The organism is Nocardia takedensis NBRC 100417, from assembly GCF_000308695.1.
Taxonomy (GTDB): Bacteria; Actinomycetota; Actinomycetes; order Mycobacteriales; family Mycobacteriaceae; genus Nocardia; species Nocardia takedensis.
On record NZ_BAGG01000250.1, the window covers coordinates 1 to 18,500 of the forward strand.

General features: G+C 63.5%; 9 protein-coding genes and 2 pseudogenes. 6 read left to right on the forward strand and 5 right to left on the reverse strand.

Annotated features, from left to right (window positions below; genetic code table 11):
- Positions 1-148, forward strand: a pseudogene (locus ON30_RS30315) (integrase core domain-containing protein); the annotation flags it as partial.
- Positions 149-448: 300 nt separating this feature from the next.
- A complete protein-coding gene (locus ON30_RS30320; RefSeq protein WP_040713020.1) occupies positions 449-1,516 on the forward strand; it encodes an IS110 family RNA-guided transposase in 1,068 nt (355 codons plus the stop codon).
- Positions 1,517-1,798: 282 nt separating this feature from the next.
- Here the strand turns inward: ON30_RS30320 and ON30_RS30325 are convergent, their stop codons facing one another.
- From ON30_RS30325 to ON30_RS36600, 5 genes and pseudogenes are all read right to left on the reverse strand, one after another.
- A complete protein-coding gene (locus ON30_RS30325) occupies positions 1,799-4,888 on the reverse strand; it encodes a DEAD/DEAH box helicase (protein WP_051030174.1) in 3,090 nt (1,029 codons plus the stop codon).
- Positions 4,889-4,910: 22 nt separating this feature from the next.
- Complete coding sequence (locus ON30_RS30330; protein WP_051030175.1) at positions 4,911-5,480, reverse strand: restriction endonuclease; 570 nt, start codon at positions 5,478-5,480, stop codon at positions 4,911-4,913.
- A gap of 234 nt (positions 5,481-5,714) precedes the next feature.
- A pseudogene (locus tag ON30_RS39730) lies at positions 5,715-6,872 on the reverse strand (IS3 family transposase).
- Positions 6,873-7,015: 143 nt separating this feature from the next.
- Complete coding sequence (locus ON30_RS30345) at positions 7,016-7,195, reverse strand: hypothetical protein (RefSeq protein ID WP_040713021.1); 180 nt, start codon at positions 7,193-7,195, stop codon at positions 7,016-7,018.
- A gap of 700 nt (positions 7,196-7,895) precedes the next feature.
- Positions 7,896-11,057 carry a hypothetical protein gene (locus tag ON30_RS36600; RefSeq protein ID WP_051030176.1) on the reverse strand — a complete coding sequence of 1,054 codons (3,162 nt, stop codon included), beginning with the start codon at positions 11,055-11,057 and terminating at the stop codon, positions 7,896-7,898.
- Positions 11,058-11,355: 298 nt separating this feature from the next.
- Between ON30_RS36600 and ON30_RS30360 the strand changes: the two genes are divergently transcribed.
- From ON30_RS30360 to ON30_RS30375, 4 genes are all read left to right on the forward strand, one after another.
- A complete protein-coding gene (locus ON30_RS30360; protein ID WP_040713023.1) occupies positions 11,356-14,421 on the forward strand; it encodes a DUF2961 domain-containing protein in 3,066 nt (1,021 codons plus the stop codon).
- Positions 14,422-15,708: 1,287 nt separating this feature from the next.
- Positions 15,709-16,071 (forward strand): hypothetical protein, encoded by a 363-nt coding sequence (locus tag ON30_RS30365; protein WP_157183954.1) that lies wholly within the window; start codon positions 15,709-15,711, stop codon positions 16,069-16,071.
- Entirely contained in the window at positions 16,068-17,930 is a 1,863-nt protein-coding gene (locus tag ON30_RS30370; RefSeq protein ID WP_040713027.1) for a hypothetical protein, read from the forward strand. Before ON30_RS30365 ends, ON30_RS30370 begins: the two co-directional genes overlap by 4 nt.
- 137 nt (positions 17,931-18,067) lie before the next feature.
- On the forward strand, positions 18,068-18,403 hold the full coding sequence (locus ON30_RS30375) for a hypothetical protein (RefSeq protein ID WP_157183955.1): 336 nt from the start codon (positions 18,068-18,070) through the stop codon (positions 18,401-18,403).
- The last annotated feature ends 97 nt before the right edge of the window (positions 18,404-18,500 follow it).

Consider the following 18,500-nt stretch of genomic DNA (forward strand, 5'->3'; position numbering starts at 1 on the left):
CTTCATCCCGCCCGGTCGGCCGTGGCGCAACGGCTACATCGAATCGTTCAACGGCCGACTGCGCGACGAATGTCTCAACATCAACAGCTTCTGGTCGATCGCCCAGGCCCGGGTCGTGATCAGCGACTGGAAATCCGACTACAACCACTGTGAGTCTTCGGGTGGCTGGTCTGGGACTGGCCGACCAGGGTAGGCGGCGGTCGCCCGACTCGACGATGTGACTCATACAATTACTGGCCCCACACAGGTGCCCTTCGGTTGGACCTGTCCGTCGAGGAGTCGGAGCGGTCGACGCCACCCTGGCCCACTTCGGTGTCCTGATCAGGAGATTGCCCGACCTGCCGGTCGTGGCCCGTCACAGTGCTGAACTCGGAGTGACCACTTCCCGGATCGGCGTCGGTCGCACGCGGCCGGACCGTTGTCGCTGGAAGGAAGGTAGCCGAACGCCGTGACCATCGTGGCGCACAATCACCCTTACGTCATCGGCGTGGACACCCACGCACGCAAACACGTCCTCGCGATCTTGGCCGCTACCGGGCAGTTCATCGCCGCCGCCGAGTTCTCCGCGACCAAGGCGGGTACCGCCCGCGCGATCACATGGGTCGCGCGACGAACCGGCGAAGACCTTGCTGCCTTGTGGGTCATCGAGGGCGTGGCCACCTACGGCGCCCAACTCACCGCCACCGTGGCCGGGTCCGGCTACCAGGTCATCGAGGCGCCTCGGATGAACGCCCGGGCCCATCGCGGAGCCGGGAAGTCGGATTCACTCGATGCTCGTCGCATCGCCGAAGCCGCACTGCCGCTGGAGGAACACCAGCTACGACACCCCCGCTCCGGCGAGGGGGAACGAGCCGCGCTGCGTGTGCTTGTGACTGCTCGAGATCACATGACCGGTGAACGCACCGCGACCGTCAACGCGCTGAACGCGCTGATGCGTGCGATCGACCTCGGCATCGACGCTCGCCGTCCACTGCGGAGCAAGCAGATACTCGAGATCTCCCGCTGGCGAGCCAGAGAAGAGCCACTGGCCCGGGCAACCGCACGGGCCGAAGCCACGCGACTGGCTGGCCGCGTCGTGGCACTCGACGGCGAACTCGCCGTCAACCAGAAGTCGATCGCCACCCTCGTGGGCGCCACCCCAGCTCACGGTCTGCTCGAAAAGACCGGAATCGGACCCGTCACCGCGGCCGCCTGCCTGATCGCCTGGTCGCACCACGGCAGAGTTCGTTCCGAAGCCGCGTTCGCCTGTCTTGCCGGGGTCAACCCGATCCCCGCCTCGTCGGGAAACACCGTTCGTCATCGCCTCAACCGCGGTGGCGACCGACGGCTGAACCGAGCCCTGCACATGGCCACGATCACCCGAATGATCCACGACCCCACCACCCGCGCCTACGTCGAACGCAGACGCGCCGAAGGCCGAACCACCAAAGAGATCCGCCGCTGCCTCAAGCGCTACCTCGCCCGCCAGATCTACCGCCACCTCAACACCACCAACGCAACACCGAACTTGGCTTGACAAACATAGGAGAGTCCACCGCAGACATTCCGCACTGGGCTACCAGACTCCGGCCGGATATGCTGCGACCTGCACACACCGATAACCGACTCTCACAGGACCCGGGCCAATCCACGGGGTCCCGTCAGGTTTGCTGTGCCTGGATACAGATTATCTCCTCGACAAACAGGTTAACTGACGGGGGTCTCGGATAGATCCGCGTTGGTGGGTGGCTGGAAAGCTCATTGTCCGATGTCAGAGTATCGTCGCGATGGGATCGCCTTCGGCTGCCACAAAGGGGTGCTATTCGGTGGGAGGCGGCAGCAAGGGCGCGAACGACTCCGCACTCTGCCGTTTACTTTCGTGAAGGAGGGCTTGGAGTTCTACCGCGCGGGTTTCGGAGAAATTGAGCCAAGTTGCCAGATCCATGGTGCTGCTGGCTGTGGCTTTGTCGAGGCTCGTTATCCCGTGGTAGAGCAGTGAGAGGTACTGCGCCCGTGTAAGTTCGGTACCGAGAACCATACCTAACTCTACGAGCTCAGCTGGAATACCTAGTTCGAGACGGACCATTGTCCGCTCGGCCAAGTCACCCGTCGCGATATCGGAGTGCAAGAACGCGAACACTCTCGTAGTGGCCGGTATCAGGTCGCGGGTGCGACTGGCCACGGAGCGGATCGCGCCTGCGGCCTCGTTGTCTCGGTTGTGCTGCATGAGTCGCTGTTCCATCGCGCTGAGCGGCGTACCGCTTGCGTACAAAAGACAAGCCATAGCCTTCTTCGCCCGAACCGAACGAACGAGTTGATCGGCGCCCCCGATGCCCAGCATATTCTGCACCTGCGGCGCGACTGCCTGGTGCATCAACTCTTGAGGCCATCGTCTATGTTCTGTGTTCTTGGCCTTTCTGGCGAAGGGGAAGTAGACCTCGTCGAGTTCCTTGGTCACTTGGGCAGCGGCGATCAGTGTCGTTGAGTTCATCGGCACCGTCACGTGGCGCAGCACTTCGACCAGCCGAATGATCGAGTCGACATACACTCCGCCTTCACCTGCGAACCGGCCGAGGTCTGTCAGGCGGTACCTTTGACCGTCGATCATCTCTATCAACTGATGCCGATCAAGCTCGCGCAGGATACCGACGATGCGGTCCTGTCCCCAGTTCCACGTGGGGTCCACCTGACGTTGCTGGAACGCGGCGAAGGTACTATCCAAGAAGGAGATCAGTAAGTCGGCCTCCACACTGCCATCCGCACCAGGTTGCAGGGCAGCAAGCGTGCGAAGCACCTGCGTCCGGTGGTCGGTGAGGTCATCGAGAAAAATCGACTTCACATCCTCGGGCGTGCCTGTCACATAGTGAGACCAGATCCGCTGAACGTCCAGTCCTCGCGAGGCGATGACGTAGGACTCGCCGTGCTCGGCATACCCGAGTCGGCCGGCCCGGCCTACCATGTTCTTGTACTCGGCGACGGTGTATGGCCCGCTGAATGGATGATTGAGGCCGACTATCACGACAGCGGATGCGGGCGTGTTCACTCCCATGGCGAGCGTGGTCGTGGCGACGAGCACACGAAGATCGGTGTGAGGACGACGGAAGTCCTCTTCCAAGATCTGTCGCTCCTCACGGGTGAGGTCGGCGTTGTGGAAGCCGACTCCGCCATTGAGTGTCTGGCGTAGCAGCTCGGAGGATGTCGAAAGATCACCGGACGGCAACGCGTCGAGTGTAGTCTGCGCTGGCGGGAGACCGAGCTGCCCGGACAGGTAACCGGCACAACCGAGCGTCTCGCCCTTGATCTCTCGAAAGACTATGACCTGCTTGCCCTCGTCGACTAGCTTGGCGACCAACGGAATGACCAAATCCTGGCTGGTGTTCTTGCCACTCCATAACGGCGTGATCGCGTTCTCGGCCTTCGCCCGCCCGTCCCTATCGAGGTAGCGGTACTGGCCTGAACCATCGATAACGCCTTCGACCAGTGGGACGGGCCGTTCCTCATGACGAAGCTGTCGTCCGTCTAGCCAGCGCTCCAGGCCGCCGGTGTCGCCGATGACGGCCGACAGACAGATGACCTGCGGCCGGATCCCGGCGGACCGGCGGCTCTTCACCAAGGTCAAGACGAATTCGAGATTCGCGCCGCGGCCTGGGTCGACCAACATCTGGACCTCGTCCACGACGATCGTGCCGACCTGGCGCAGTAAGTACGGGCTAGCGAGGATCATCGCTCCGAACTTCTCGTAGGTCATCAGGCAGATGTCGTAGCGGCCGCTCATCAGCGCCGCGTTGTCGTCGCTAATCTCCCCGGTCGACCGGATGGTAACGATGCCGAGTTCGTCGTACTTGCGGACGAACTCGGCATACTTGTCGTTCACGAGCGCGCGCATGGGAAGCAAAAATAGGGCACGCTGGTGATCTACGGCGCCTCGCAGCGCGGCCAGTTCACCGACCATGGTCTTTCCCGACGAGGTCGGGGCGGTGACGAGTAAATTCTTGCCGTCGAGGACACCGAAGTCGTTGATGGCGGCCAGTTGCAGCGCGTTTAGTCCGGCGATCGCCTGCCCCCAGGTATCCAAAAGCACCTGCGGGACGCCAAAGGACGCCAAACTGTCTAGATCGGCAGTTGCGGGCTGCCGGACGAACTCCGGGAAGGCCGCGGCGTACCGGGCGCCCGGGCTGAGGATCGGCCAGGTGGGCGCCCCGTCCAGACTGCCTCGAAAGCATGGATGCTGTTCCTTGCGCACTGCTGAGGACGCGTCCACGACCCTCCGGGTGACATGCTCAAGGAGCTTGTAGACGTCAATCTTGCCGCCGCTCACCACTTCGGGAGCCCCCTGCAACGCAGTCAGCAGCTCGTAGGTGAGCAAGCCGTGGCCGAGACCAGGGTCCTCGTAGGCCCGTTCATTTGGTGCAGAGGCGGCAAGAACGATCCGGCCTCGGCCGGCGATTTGCTCCAACAGTCCCAGCTCCGAATCGAGACTGCGCGCTAGAACTGGGGCTGTCAGTGCTTTGGCTCCAAATCCTCCAGCAAAGCAGCAATCTAGGACGCATACCAGCGTTGCCGCCGGGATCTTGTTGAGGAGTCCTGCCAGGTCCTCGAGTGACAGCCCAGTTTCCTCAAGTCTCGACCGGTCCGCATCATAGGGCACCAGTTCGTGCGTTGTGCTGCCGTGGCCTGAGAAGCTGACGACGACCAGATCGGCGCTACTGCTCACAGCAGCCAGTTGCTGTAGCTCCTCGATGATCTTGGCTCGGGTCGCGCCCGAATCGGTCAGCAGAGCAGGGTCTGCCTGGAAGCCGTCGGCAAACAGAGCACGCAGAGCGGTCGCGTCCCGAACTGCTGAAGTAAGAAAGCCAATGTCGGCCGCCTGGTAGCGGTCGACTCCGATGAACGTGCCGTGGAACCGCATGCTCAAGTCCCCTTCTTCGGGTCTATCCCATTGGCGTGTCGCCAGACGGAGCAAATAGCACTTTTCGCGCTGACGGCTGCTGGTCGGTCAGCAACACGTTGCGGTATCCGCGGTCGCTAAGATTGCATGCGTATGCAACGAACGTACCTAGGGGATGCGGGATCGCCGGTGCGGCGTCGTCACGCGTCTCGTATGTCCAGGCTCCATCTACCAATCGCACGCACGCGATCCCGTGCTTCTGCGCATACTGCAGAGCCCCTCGCTGAAACCCGCTCGCAGCCACTACAACGCCCTTGTGTGCTCCTGTCGAACGCAGCTTGTCCTGGAGCACCTGGACGTCCTCACGCTCAACCGGACGAGAGTGCCGTTTGCACTCGAAAAGGATCAGAAAGTCGGCACCCATCAGCCTGAATCGGGCCGTTACATCGATGATGTATGAGCCGTCCATGCCCTCAACCGTGTCCAGATGCTCAACCCGCCAGTCGATGACATCATGACCTGCAGCCTTGACAATCTCGGCCACAGCGCGTTCGTATTCGGCCGGACTCAGCTCGAACGTCGGCCATCGGTCGATGCCGTCCCCCTTCACCATCGGATCACCTTCCGTTAGCACAGCTGAATGTCGGAGACTAGTGTTCCGCGGCGGTAGCGCGTAGCGCGGCCGACACGCCACACCGCTGGATATTCGCGCCCCATCACCACCGCGGGCAGCGTCGCTCAATGTATCCGAACGTCACGCCGGGGTAGTGGTCGGGGCTGCTACGACTGCAAACTCTCAAGTTGCGTATAGGTATTGGGGCTGCTGCACGGTGCGGTGACAGTGTGGTTAGGCAGCCTGGAGGGCTGCTGGGGTCATGATGGCTTCGTACTCGATCGGGGTCAAGCGGCCGAGGCGGGATTGGCGTCGGCGTCGGTGGTAGGTGCGTCCGATCCAGGACACGATCGCGATCCGGAGCTGTTCGCGGGTCGCCCACTGTTGCCGATCCAGGACGTTGCGTTGCAGGAGGCTGAAGAAGCTCTCCATCGCGGCGTTGTCACCGGCCGCGCCGACCCGACCCGGCCATCCGAAACCTGTTGAGCTCGTGGACGAAGCGCCGGGAACGGAATTGGCTGCCCCCGTCGGTATGCACAACGCAACCGGCCACGTCACCACGACGAGCGACCGCGTTCTGTAGCGCGGTCACCGCCAAACGTGACTTCATCCGCGAGTCGATCGAATACCCGACGATCCGACCTGAGCACACGTCCTTGACCGCGCAGATGTAGAGCTTGCCTTCACCGGTCCGATGTTCGGAAATGTCGCTGAGCCACAACATATTCGGTCGATCCGCCGTGAATCTGCGGCGCACGAGGTCGTCATGGACAGGCGGCCCCGGTCGACGGTTCTTCCCACGTCGAGGCTTGCCGAACACACTCCACCAGCCGTTCGTCGAGCAGATCCGCCACGCGGTCCGCGCCGCCATCGGCTCACCGGCCGCGGCGGCCTCGTCGGCGAGGAAGCGGTAACCGAACTCGGGATCCTCACGGTGGGCGTCGTGCAGGGCGTTGGCTCGATAGGCCCGAACCAGCGTGGCCGGGGTGACGGGTCGGGCCAACCACCGGTAGAAGGGTTGGCGAGCGAGCTTCAACACTCGACACGTCACCACCACGGGGATCCCGTCGGCGGCGAGCTCTCTCACGAGCGGGTAGACCTTTTTCCCGGCAGTTGGGCCTGAGACAGATAGGCCGCCGCCCGGCGCAGCACCTCGTTCTCTTGCTCGAGCAACCGGTTACGGCGCCGCAGTTCCCGCAGCTCTGCCGACTCGTCACTGCTGGTGCCAGGGCGGTTGCCCTCATCGATGTCAGCTTGACGCATCCACTTCGACAACGTCATCGGATGGATCCCGAAATCGGCCGCGATCTGATCCAGGGTCACCCCGTCCTCACGCTGACGAGCGACCCGGACCACGTCCTCACGGAACTCCTGCGGGTAGGGCTTGGGCACGATGAACATCCTTTCAGACCCGCCTCTCGGCAAGCCAGATCGATGTCACCAACCCGTGCAGCAGCCCCCAGCATGGGCAGGACGACGATCGCGAATTCGTGCAGGTGTCGGTAGAACCACCGCCAGCGGGGTTTCGCCAGATATCAGCGGATCGCGTAATCGACGGCGAAAACCAGCCACGTCACCCACAGCACCGTGTCACCGACGCGCGCCGCCGTGCCCTGGGGTTGGGCGAGCACGATCCAGCTGTATGCGACCAGAAAGATCACAGCCGCCGCGGTGAGCGGCCATTCGGTCAGCTGCTTCCATCGGGCTTCGTCCACAACCTGGTGAATCTATCGGCCCAGACAGACTCTGGCCTGGACCTCTGTGCAGATTTCCTGGGTGTGTCGAAGGCTCGGCACGGATCGCCGGCCATGTTGACGGTCACCTCGTCGGGTCGGGTCGGGTCGTACGTCACGGGGGCCGACCGCTGATCGAGTCGTCGCTAGGAACGATGCAGCCCTTGGCAGTCGATGTGGGTCAATTCGATGGTGAATCCGATGGCGGCGTCCGGTGAGATGGTTCGCTGAGCACCTGCTGCAGGGGCGGTGCCGTAAGGAGAGCAGGAGCCGGGTGCGCGTTCGGTTACCGCGTCCGATCTGCGAGCGTCACAGCAGCAACCCGAACCGTCACATATTGACCGAACTCCGATTCCTGTCGCGTCGGCGCGTCGCCTGGCGCAAGACGATGCTCCGCCGCGCCGCCGGCCTTTCCTGAGCTTCCGAATCGTCGCCCTGACGGTGGACGGCGAAGTAGATGGCGACCCAGTAGCGCGGCGAACATCACAGTGCCGACACCGGGCGGCGTATGCGGTTGTGTGGATACCGATTTGTTGTCCGAGGTCCGCACCGTGCTGCAGGATGCCAGGAAGGCCGGGGTTGATGAGGACACTGTCCGTCGCCGGACACGGCGAATCAACGCACCCAGGCGGCGGTGAGGTCGCCGAGCGCCCGCAGCCAGTCGCACGCGGCTCCAGGGGCGTCAGGTGAGCAACGAATCGATGTCAGTTTCGCTTGCTCCGTATCGCGCATTGTGTGCTCTGAGAATCGCTATGACTGCTTTTGCCGGATCGAGTGCGCCGGTCGCGTCCTCCAGGACCACATTTCCGCTGAGTTGTCCGTACTCCCAGAAAGCGACATCGATATAGACTGGTGCTTTCAGACGTCGGTTGGTGAGCTGCGCCAGAAGCCCCTCTCCAAACTGTATGTAACCGGAGAAATAGTTGCTGAGCCACGACAAGATCTCGGCTTCGGTCACGCTGTAGTCGAGTCCGTGGACGAAGAGCCTGTCTCGAAACTGCTGGGCTGCGGTCGGTGCCTGCGGGGTTGTCGGTATCCGCAGCTTCGTGCTGAAGAGTTGGACCTGGTAGGGACGTCCGAGCGAGAGTAGATAGTGGAGGTCCAGTGTCCGGGACGGCGCGTCCCATGCGGTGAACCGCTCCAGTAGGAAAGCGCCGTAGGCCCAGCCTGGCAGGTTCTCCCGATTGTTGAGGTCGCCCCCTATCGGTGGCGGCAGCGGCGGATAATTCGATGGAAAACTCCCGAAGCCCGGTTTGTTCGCGTACACGCCGTAGGCGCCCTCGCGCCAGGGATCGAACAGGGTGATTTCTTCGGCATGCCGCAGTCCGAGGAGGGTCGGGCTGACACGGGCGTAGACCGGTCGCTCGAACCTTCGGAGATCGTTGCGGTCGTCTTGGGCGTCGCAGTAGACGATGACCCAGTGCGCGCAGTCTTGAAGCCACAGGGCCGAGACCGAAGACCAGTGGCGATGCCCTTCCCCGAAAGGGAACAGGTTGTAGAGATCGTCCGGGTCCTCGGACCAGGCATCGGATCCCTGACGTCCTGTGTAGTATCGCGTCGACTCCAGCCTCGGGCCTGTTCCATCGAGTGGCATCCACGCCAAACGCATGCCCGGGTCGACGGCTCCCGCTCGCCAGAATCCCTTGGTGAACATGACCAGGCCGGAGCCTTCGGCCCATGGAAGTCCGGGGTCGGTGGCGTGCTCGCTGTTGTCGACGACGACCGGCGCTACGCCTGGGAAGGCGTCGGTGGCGTGAGTCGAGACCATGCCGTGGCACTTCCGACAGAACCGCCAGCCTGCTTGGTTCCAAGCGTCCTCACCAGGATTGTGGGGGAGGACGAAGTCGTAGCCGAGCGGTCGATGTGCACCGCCTTGCGGGCACACGCCGCCTGCGCCGCCACCGTTGTAGAACAGGGCCGCACAGTTGCCGCAGAATCGCCAATGTGGTTGGCGGTAGGCATCGGCACCGTCGTCATGGTGAAGGATGTAGGTGAGGCTGGCGTTGCGTGCATCGTGCGCCAGACCGTCGGCGCGGCAGACTCCTTTGAAACCTACCGCGTCGCCGTCCCAGAACAGTGTGAGGCACTTGTTGCACTTGCGCCACTGCGGCTGGTTGTGTGCGTCCTCCTGAAACGGGAAGTCGCCTGGTCGGTCATGGCGCAGAATGAAGTTCAACCCGATCGCCTCATGCGCTGCGCCGCCAGGACAGTGACCGCGGTGCGAGGGACTTGGGTCGTTGTCCCAGGAGAAGAGTTGATTGCACTTGCCGCAGAATCTCCAGTCGGCATCGTGAAATCCGTCCTTGTGGAATTCGTCGTCCTTGGGACCGTGGAAGAAGTCGAAGTCGATCTGCTCTTGCGTCAGATTCGGGTATCCCATGGCGTGCGGAAGGGTGAACTCAGGACCGGTGGGGATATGCGTCGCACCCGCTGGGCACAAGCGAGTGCTTGCCGGGTCTCCATTCCAGAAGAGCATGGCGCAGTTAGCGCACCGGAGCCAGGCACGCTGGTTTTGTGCGTTCGCCGCGGCGTCGACGGGTAGGGCGAAGTCGAGGCCTCCGGGATCGTCTTCGTGTGCGCCCCCCTTCCAACACACGCTCGGTGTCGCGCTCTGCATGAACAGCGAATGACATTTGACGCAGCGGCGCCAGCGGTCCTGCATTCCGAGCGCCCCGGGGCGGGTGTGGGGAAGTACGAATCGAACTCCTCGAACATCGTGGCTTTCGAAGTGCCTGCGCGTCTCGTCGGTAGGACAGCGGCCGATCCTCGGGTTGAACATGAATTCCATGTCATATCGCGTGTGGTTGCCGGGGTGATGATTACTCAACAGGTAAAGGCCCTGGCACGGATCGACCGGCCGCTTCTTGCCGGACCAGATCCAGTCGGAGATGTTGCAGAAGACGTACACCTTGCCGAGGTGACTGAACGCACCGCTGGGTACTTCCAGGCTGCTGCTGATCCCGTAGGGCTCCGGCATCCGGAACGGCGCGAACTTACCGTCCGAGCCCAGAACTCCACGCAATGGGAAGCCCCCGGCCTCTGGGGCGCCCGCGCAGACACCTTTGTGTGCTTCACCGTCCCAGAACATGCCGTGGCAGTTGCCGCAGAAGCGCCAATTCGGCTGTCCTCGCTGTTCGGACGCGCCCTGCTCCCGGTTCGGAATGTAGAAGTTCCATCCGACGGGCCGGTGACGGCCGCCCGCGGGGCAGACTCCGCGTTCAGCGCCTTGGGCAGAGAAGAACAGACCGTTGCACTTGCCGCAGAACCGCCAGTCCTTCTGCCCGGTCTGGTCGGTCGCGCCTTGATGGTCGTTGGGCAGAAAGAAATCCCAGCCGGCGGGTTCGTGTTCACCACCACGCGAACAGACGCCTGCGGACCGTTGATCCGGGGCCCAGAACAAGCCATGGCAACGTGCACAGAATCGCCACTTGCCCTGACCGGTTTGCGGTGTCGCGCCCTGCTTGTCGTTGGGTAGGCGGAAATTCCAGCCGACAGGCAGGTGGCCTCCGAGAGCGACGATCTCTGTGGTGTCCGTCCAGCCCACGAGGTCGGAGTTCATAGGGTTGCCGCTGAAAGCGTGTAGTGCGCTGTTCTCGGGGGCGCCGTATGGCTTGTTCTGATCGAGTTCGACTGTGACGTCACCGAAGTAGATGTAGAGCCGTCCGTCGCTGTGTTCGGTGTTGGCCCCCATGTCTACGCCGAGCACGCCCCATCGGCCGGTGTCGGTGAGAAGCGGTTTGTGGACCGGGTCTACCGGTTGCGGCCACAGGGGGTCGTGAACGCTGGAGCTTCCTGTCAGCTGCCCGATGCGCTTGGTGGCGATCCATTCGATCCGGTCGGTCACGCTGGCCTCCGTACGGTGCACCGGTGCTACGTCTGCAAAAGTGTGTCGCCTGGTCCAACGACAAATAGTTCGAACACCCGCCACGGGTGAATCCACGTCGGCCGACGAAACCGCGGCGAGGCGGGCCGAGTCCCCGCCTCATCCACGGCCACAGGCCCCCAACAGGCTCAGTTGGCGGGCCCGGATCGTATTCGCCGAAAGTCATCTCGCGCCGGTATGGCTCCCATAGTCTATGCACACAGATCGTGACCGCTGTGGTGATTGAACGACCGACACGACGACCAGGGGGTAGACGGTCATGAACCCGATAGGACTCGAGGCGATCACAGCGTTCGATCGGCTCCCATATCTCAAGCGGGGTACCTTCGCCGCTGGACAGTCGAGCTACGACCGTGCGGGCTCGAACAAGGATTTCAACCAGTATCTGGGTACCGACAGTCACGGCGACCACATCATCCTCGACGTCGAGGGCCCAGGTGTCGTGTACAGGTTGTGGTTCACCGGCTTTCCTCCTGAGCCTTTCCCCGGGCCTGAGCTGTACATCCGGATCTACCTCGACGGATCCTCGACAGCGCGGCCCAGACCATTGGCTGAGATTTTCTCCGGTGCGACTGCGCCTTTCGAGGACCCTCTGGTCGACGCCGCGGGCAAAGCTCTGACCAGCTACTTGCCGATACCGTTCGGTCGATCGATCAGGATCACGACCAACGCAGCACCTTTCAGTGCTGATGGCAGCACCGACGGCTTCTTCTACAACATCGGCTACCACCTGTACGGGGCCGACACTGTGGTGCGGACTTGGACCGAACGAGAAGACATTGCCGCGGCCAAGACCGTATGGGAGAAAACGGAATCCGGTGAGCACCCCTCCCCGTCGGAAGGAGCGACGACGACTTCCCGGGAAACGACGTTGCCCGCACACCACACAGAGGTCCTGGCTGAACTGCGCGGACCGGGAACGGTCGAGTCCCTGCGCGTGTACGTGGGCTGGCCGCTCGTAGAAGAAGCGTTGCTCGATATCGCGGTGCGCATGTGGTGGGACGACTTCCCCGAGGCCGCCGTGGACGCACCGATCGGAATGTTTTTCGCTCTCGGCATGTTCGGCGGGGTGGTCAATGCACGCAGCATGGTCGCGGGGGTAGACCCGGACGGATGGCTCTATTGCCACTTCCCGATGCCGTTCCTTCGGCGAGCACGTATCGCATTGATCAATCGCATGAACCGCGCCACCGAACTGAAGTACTCGATCCGCACGATCCCTCTGAGTTCCGACGCCCCCGATATCGGCTATTTCCGGACCTCGTACCGCCTCCACAGCTCGCAGCCCCAGCAGAGTATGGAACTTCTCGATATCCGCGGCGCCGGCCACCTGGTCGGTACAGTGGTATCGCTGGCAGGCCCGCGTGATCTATTCTACCTCGAGGGCGATGAGCGGATCTATATCGACGGAGCCCGCACCGCAGCCATCCACGGCACCGGTACCGAAGACTTCTTCAACGGGGCATGGTACTTCAGAGACGGCGCCTTCAACCGACCGTTGCACGGCTGCACCACCAAAAGCACGGAAAACGGCTTAGTTTCGGCCTACCGGCTGTTCATTCACGACGCTGTTCCGTTCCGCAGCCGACTGAAGCTTACCCTCGAGCACGGCGGCGACAACGAAGTACCCGTCACCGCATGGACGCTGGCCTATTTCTATCACCAACCGGTCCTACGCTCGTGGCAGGTCGACGCGATCGTGCTCGCCGATGCGAGCAGTCGAACAGCTCACGACTACCGCATCGAAGGCGACCAGACTTGGATGGGGAAGGTCACCGCCAACTTCGAAGGCGACTACGCGCGAATCGAACATACCGATTCCGGGTATGCACACCGCGGTCGAAGCCGTTTCACCCTCGCGGTGCCCCCACACAACACCGGAGTGGTACTGCGCCGACTGTCGAATCTGCGCATCGCGGACCAGAAGGCGCGTGTATCGGTCGATTCCGTCACCGTAGGCATCTGGTTCGTCGCAGGCGGTGCCCACGGTGTCGGCGGGAAGCCGGATATCGACAAATGGTCGGAGAACGACTTCTTCATCCCCCGGGCACACACCGGCGGTCGCTCATCGATCGACGTCGACATAGACTTCGTATCCAGCGCCTGGGATTGGAATGAATTTCGCTACACCGCCTTCGCGCTCACCGAGACACCCGATGCCTACCCGCGCTTGATCAGCGCTCGCGTAGCCCCGACGGTGAACATCGGGGCCGTATCCCGCAGCTCCGACCACCTCGACTTGCTCGTCGCCGACACCGCCGAGAACACACTGGCCACCCTCGCATGGGCACCGTCCCACGACGGCCCCTGGCTACGCTGGCCCGCACCGTCGACCGCAACCCTCGACAACAGCGCACCCGTTCACCTCGTATCACGCTCCACCGACAAACTCGACGGCTTCTTCACGACCGACAACGGTGAAATCCACACCGCTAGTTGGGAACCCGGCACCGATCACTGGAGATCAGGACTGATATCGGCCAGGTTACTGCCGGGCTCCGGGAGTCACACACCCGCAGTAGCATCTGGAGCCCACATCACTGCGGTATGCAAGCAGCGCGATCATCTCGACATATTCGCCGCCACCGACTCCGCCGTGCACACCGCGGCGTGGCCGAGCAACGACCCCCACCGTCCTGCGGATTGGATTGGCTGGTGGACCATACCCGGACTCCCCGCACGGCCACACAGCCGCGTGGAGGCAGTCTCGCGCGGTCAAGGCAAGATCGATCTGTTCACCGTCCACACCGAGCACGGCACAACAGAAATCCACACCGCGGGGTGGCACCCCGGATCCGCTACCTGGACAGCCGGTCGGCTGCGGGACCGGATGCAAACCGGTGCCTTCATACCCAAGCTCCCCCCTGATGCTGTGGTGACCGCGATATCGCGTCGCACCGATCACCTCGACATCTTCGTCATCGACTACCGCGGAGTTGTGTATACGGCAGCGTGGGAACCGCTTTTCGCATCATGGCGCGGATGGTGGACCTTGCCCGGCATCACCGGCGTCCCCGGGGGCACTGTCGCCGTCGTGTCCCGCTCACTCGACAAGATCGACCTATTCACCACAGACGCGACAGGAGACGTAACGACCGCCTCGTGGCAACCACAGACGGCCTGGACCGGAGGTCGACTTCGCGACAGACTCGCACCCTCCTCCAACATCCCACAAATTGCCGATGCAGCACCCATAACCGCGGTCAGCTACCGAACCGACAGCCTCGATATCTTCGTCGCGGGGACCGATCAACGGATTTGGACAGCAAGCTGGGACACACGATCGGGGCCGACCTGGTATGGATGGCGACCAGTGGGCTATTGAGTCGACCAACTTACCTTCGCTGCCCGCCCAGCGGGTTGCTCTGGGCACCGCAGACCCGCCCCGACAGAACCCGCCGACGGCGGAAGCCACCGCGGCTCACCGGACGCCCTCCCCGCGGCGATCCCGCCGTCTTCACACGAAGGCACCCTCCGACTGTTCAATCCTTCTGCCGCGCAGACTGGTACGGACCAGACCTTTGTGGTGCGCCCATCATCCCTCGCTCGATCAAATCTGCGGCCACGATGGTCAGTCGGTTTCCGCTGCATCGATTCTTACAGGGCGAGTTGACTACCGCAGTCTGTGTGACCGCCCTCGATCCAGTCCGCTCGACATCCGCACATTCCGAAGCCCCAGCTGTTTGATCGCGTCGCCATCGCACGCTCGTCGCCGGTTCGGGTACCGCACTGTCTTCCTACGCGGTGCTCTGTCGGATCAAATCTTCGGATGTAGAGCCTTTCAATCTGGATGACCGGAACAAGTTGCCCAATCTGCCTGAATGACGGGACCCCGAAATTCAGCCCGGACCGAACCAATGGGGTCAGGCCAGTGCTGCACGTGGCCCGTGTGTCGGTGCTGGGGTGCCTCATTGTGATGCATCGCAACGTTATTCGAGTCCGCGATGTGGTTCGGAGCGTGGTGTGAAATCTACGTCCTGCCCCGTTGCTGCGGCGGCTGGTCGCCAGGATTCTCGATCTTGTGTTCTGGCTCTGTTGACGTTCGAGGTGGCTGTGTCGGTGGGAGCTGTAGTGTGCCACTGAACGATCTCACGGACTCGGCTTGGAGGTCTGTCTTGGTCCGGCGAGATGGACAGACCGTGGCCAAGGGGCTCGTAGGGCAGGCCGTGGGCCGTCGGGGCAGTGAGCGTGGCCGTGTCTGGAGGTGCGTGAGGCCGCGCTGTTAATGGTGGTCATTCTCCTGCCGTTGTTCCTTCTTGATGTCGTTATCGGGGGTCTGACGGGACCTGGGCATCGCGGCCGCGGTCCGTGCGGGGACGGCTGAGCTGGACCGGTGACCCCAGGTGTAGGCCGTGCGGTCCCTCCCGCGACAGCGCGCCCACTCGGCCGTGGTGTACGGCGACGAGCCCGGTGTGGGCCTGCTCCGTGCGGTCGGAATCGACCGATAGATGACCTGGGCCTCGACTTGTGGCGCGTCAGGTCTGGTTGCGCGACATGGGCTTTGATTTGTCGGTTCGGTGGTGGTGGGTTGTGTGGTGGGTAATATTGCGGCGTCGGATCCGATGCGGGCTCGGGTGAGCGCCGTCCGGCAGGGGGAGAGGGAGGACGGGGCGTGGCCGAATTGAGGGTCGAGTGTGGTTTGCCCGATGTGGAGTTGTCGGTCGCCGACGAGCAGTGCGCTGACGTGTACGACAGTCTCGCCGCCGAAGCACCGGAGCTGCCGGTGCTTCGGACGCGCGGCGACGAGCTGAGTCAGGATTTCGGCGCGGCGCTGGTGATCGTGCGGAGCGCGCCGCGCGTGGTGGCGTCGGTGCGGGAGCCCTCGACATGGCTGGCGCGCCGCCACGACGCACAACCGGTGCTGCGGCGGATTGACACCACCGGCGCCAGACGGGAACTGAAGCTAGTCGGGCTGTCTACCGCACAGGGCGAGCGAATGGTGAGTGAGTTCATCACCGACCCACCCAGCCGATGACGACCGCGAGGGTGGCGGGCGCCGCTGATGTCGTGGCGGTGATCTGTGGTGCGCGGGAGTGGCCGGGTATGGGCGAGCGGTTCGCCCCTGCGGCCGCGTTCGCCAACACCGCCGCCGAATTGCGGGCCTATCTGCACAGCCCCGAAGGTCTGGGCTTGGCGGCGGCGGATGTGTTGTGGCTGTTCGACAGTCCCACTACTGCGGTCGAGCATCTGCATCAAATCCACACCTTCCTCACCGCGCGCACCACCAGGCCCGGGGCCGTCCACGGGCGGGGCCTGGTGGTGGTGTTCGTCTATGTCGGGCACGGGGCGTTTCTGGGTGGTGAGCGGGCCTACAGCCTGCTGCTGCGCGATACACGGGAACCGCTGCAGGCCGAGACCAGCCTGCGGGTGTCCAGCGTGGCCTCGATGCTGCGAACCACTGTCCCCGAGAGCGCCCGCATCGTGATTCTGGACGCATGTTTCGCCGGGGGCGCGTTCAAGGACTTCCAAAGCGACATCACCCAGCTGTCGGCGGTCAAGATCACCGAAGCCCTCCAACACAGCAACAGCAGCCGCGGGGTCGCGCTGCTGTGCGCGGCCAGCGCCCGCAACCCCGCCCGCCTCGCCGGCACCGACACCACCACCCTGTTCGGCCGCGCCCTGCTCGACGCGCTTCACACCGGAGACCCCGACACCGCGGGCCCGATGAGCCTGCGCCGGATCGGGGAACTCACCACGCGACGACTGTCCGAGGTCGACCACGCTCCCATCCCCGAAGTCCACGCACCGGATCAACATAACGGCGACCTCGCCGCCAAACCCCTGTTCCCCAACGCTGCCACCCCCACCGTGAGCGCCGCCTCGCCGGACACGCTGCCGAAGGAACTGCGCGCGGGCCTGGAGCATCCCGATCCCGAATTCCGCCGGGCTGCTGTCGAACGACTCGCCACCTGGCTTGCCTCACCCGGTCCCACCGAGGTTTCGGCCGCTACCCGACAACTCGATGCCTTCGCGGCCGACGACCACCCCGCCGTCGCCGCACTCACTCGAACCACAACATTCACCGGCCACACCAAGAGGGTGCGGCCGGTGGCGTTCAGTCCGGACCGGAGCTCTCGCGTCGGCCCCACCAACAGACAGCGCCGCCGCTACCTGCTCGAGGCCGCAGTGATAGAGCAACTCCCCGTGGATTCCGGGATCCGCATCGACCGCCTCGACTACGGCATCGGGCCGCAGCGGGTCAGCATCGATACCATCGGTGTCGAACCGGTATTCCTTCCACATCGTTTCACCCTGACCGGGACCAAGCGCCGCGGCGCGACCGCGGCTGTGTTCATCGTCAGCGACATCGCCTACCTGGGGAGAGTGACCCGCCGATGGTCCCGTAGCTTCACCCTTCCCGCGGAACTCGGCCTGGGCGGGATCCTTCCCTTCCTCGACGCCAAGGCGATACACCGCAACCGAGTCGAGGTCGCTCGTGAGACCGGCGAACTCGGACGTCTGGTCGTGGTCGAGTTCCGCTCCGGCGTTCCCGTGGCACGCAGCAACCACGTCGACCTGCTGCGGCGAGGAATCCTGGACCCCGACGACATCTGGATCTCCCGCGCTACAGGTGAGCCCATACTCTCCGACGAGGCGCTCTCGGCGGCTCGGCTGGCCTTTCAATCCAAGCAACCCAACGGCAACAGCAGCGACGTGTTCGCCTGCGACGTCGACGGCTCGAGATTGTTCAATCTGACTCGCAAATCGTTCGACAGCTACGACGGATTCATCTGCGATGGTCGGGAAATCGTCGAATGGTTGACTCGTGGCAGACTCCAGATCGCCTCTCAACAGGCCGGTGAGGGGGTGCGCGTGGTCGATGATCCGGTGTGATGTGCGCGCGTCCCGTCATCACGCCGCACGTTTCCCGAATAAGCGCGTTGTCGTCGGTGAGGCGGGAGGATCATCGACAGCTTTCGAAGTCCTGTATTCCCTGCGCATTTCCCATGGCTCCACCGGACTCTGTCACGGTGGAATCCGGCACGGCGGGCTTGGCGTGTGTCGATGCGGATGTCGGTTCGGTTGCGACCGCCGCGCTTCTGCACAGGACCGAACCCGACGCCGCCGAGCGGAGGGTGCGCACGGTGACGGTGGCGGCCGTCCAGGCCGGTGATTCGGCGACGGCTGGTGATCAAGGTCAGGCATCGCGGGCCCGACGGCAACAGTGGTGTGATCTGGGCGATGTCGTGTGCGTCGTCGAGGACCAGCAGCAGTCGCAGCTCGCGTGTGCGGTCGATCCACAGGTCCTGGCATGTCGGAAGCGAGGCGGGCAGCGTGGCGGGGTCGGCGCCGAGGTTGGTCAGTAATCGCGAGATGGCATCGATGGGGTCGGTCGGCGGTTGGTCCGGGGTGTGGGCGTTGAGGTCAATGAAGAACCGACCATCGGGGAATTGGTCGGCAAGG

Excerpts from the sequence above, each read along its gene's own strand:
- ON30_RS30360 (WP_040713023.1), top strand. The coding sequence starts at position 11,356 with ATGAACCCGATAGGACTCGAGGCGATCACAGCGTTCGATCGGCTCCCA.
- ON30_RS30370 (WP_040713027.1), top strand. The coding sequence starts at position 16,068 with ATGACGACCGCGAGGGTGGCGGGCGCCGCTGATGTCGTGGCGGTGATC.
- ON30_RS30325 (WP_051030174.1), bottom strand. The coding sequence starts at position 4,888 with ATGCGGTTCCACGGCACGTTCATCGGAGTCGACCGCTACCAGGCGGCC.
- ON30_RS30330 (WP_051030175.1), bottom strand. The coding sequence starts at position 5,480 with ATGGTGAAGGGGGACGGCATCGACCGATGGCCGACGTTCGAGCTGAGT.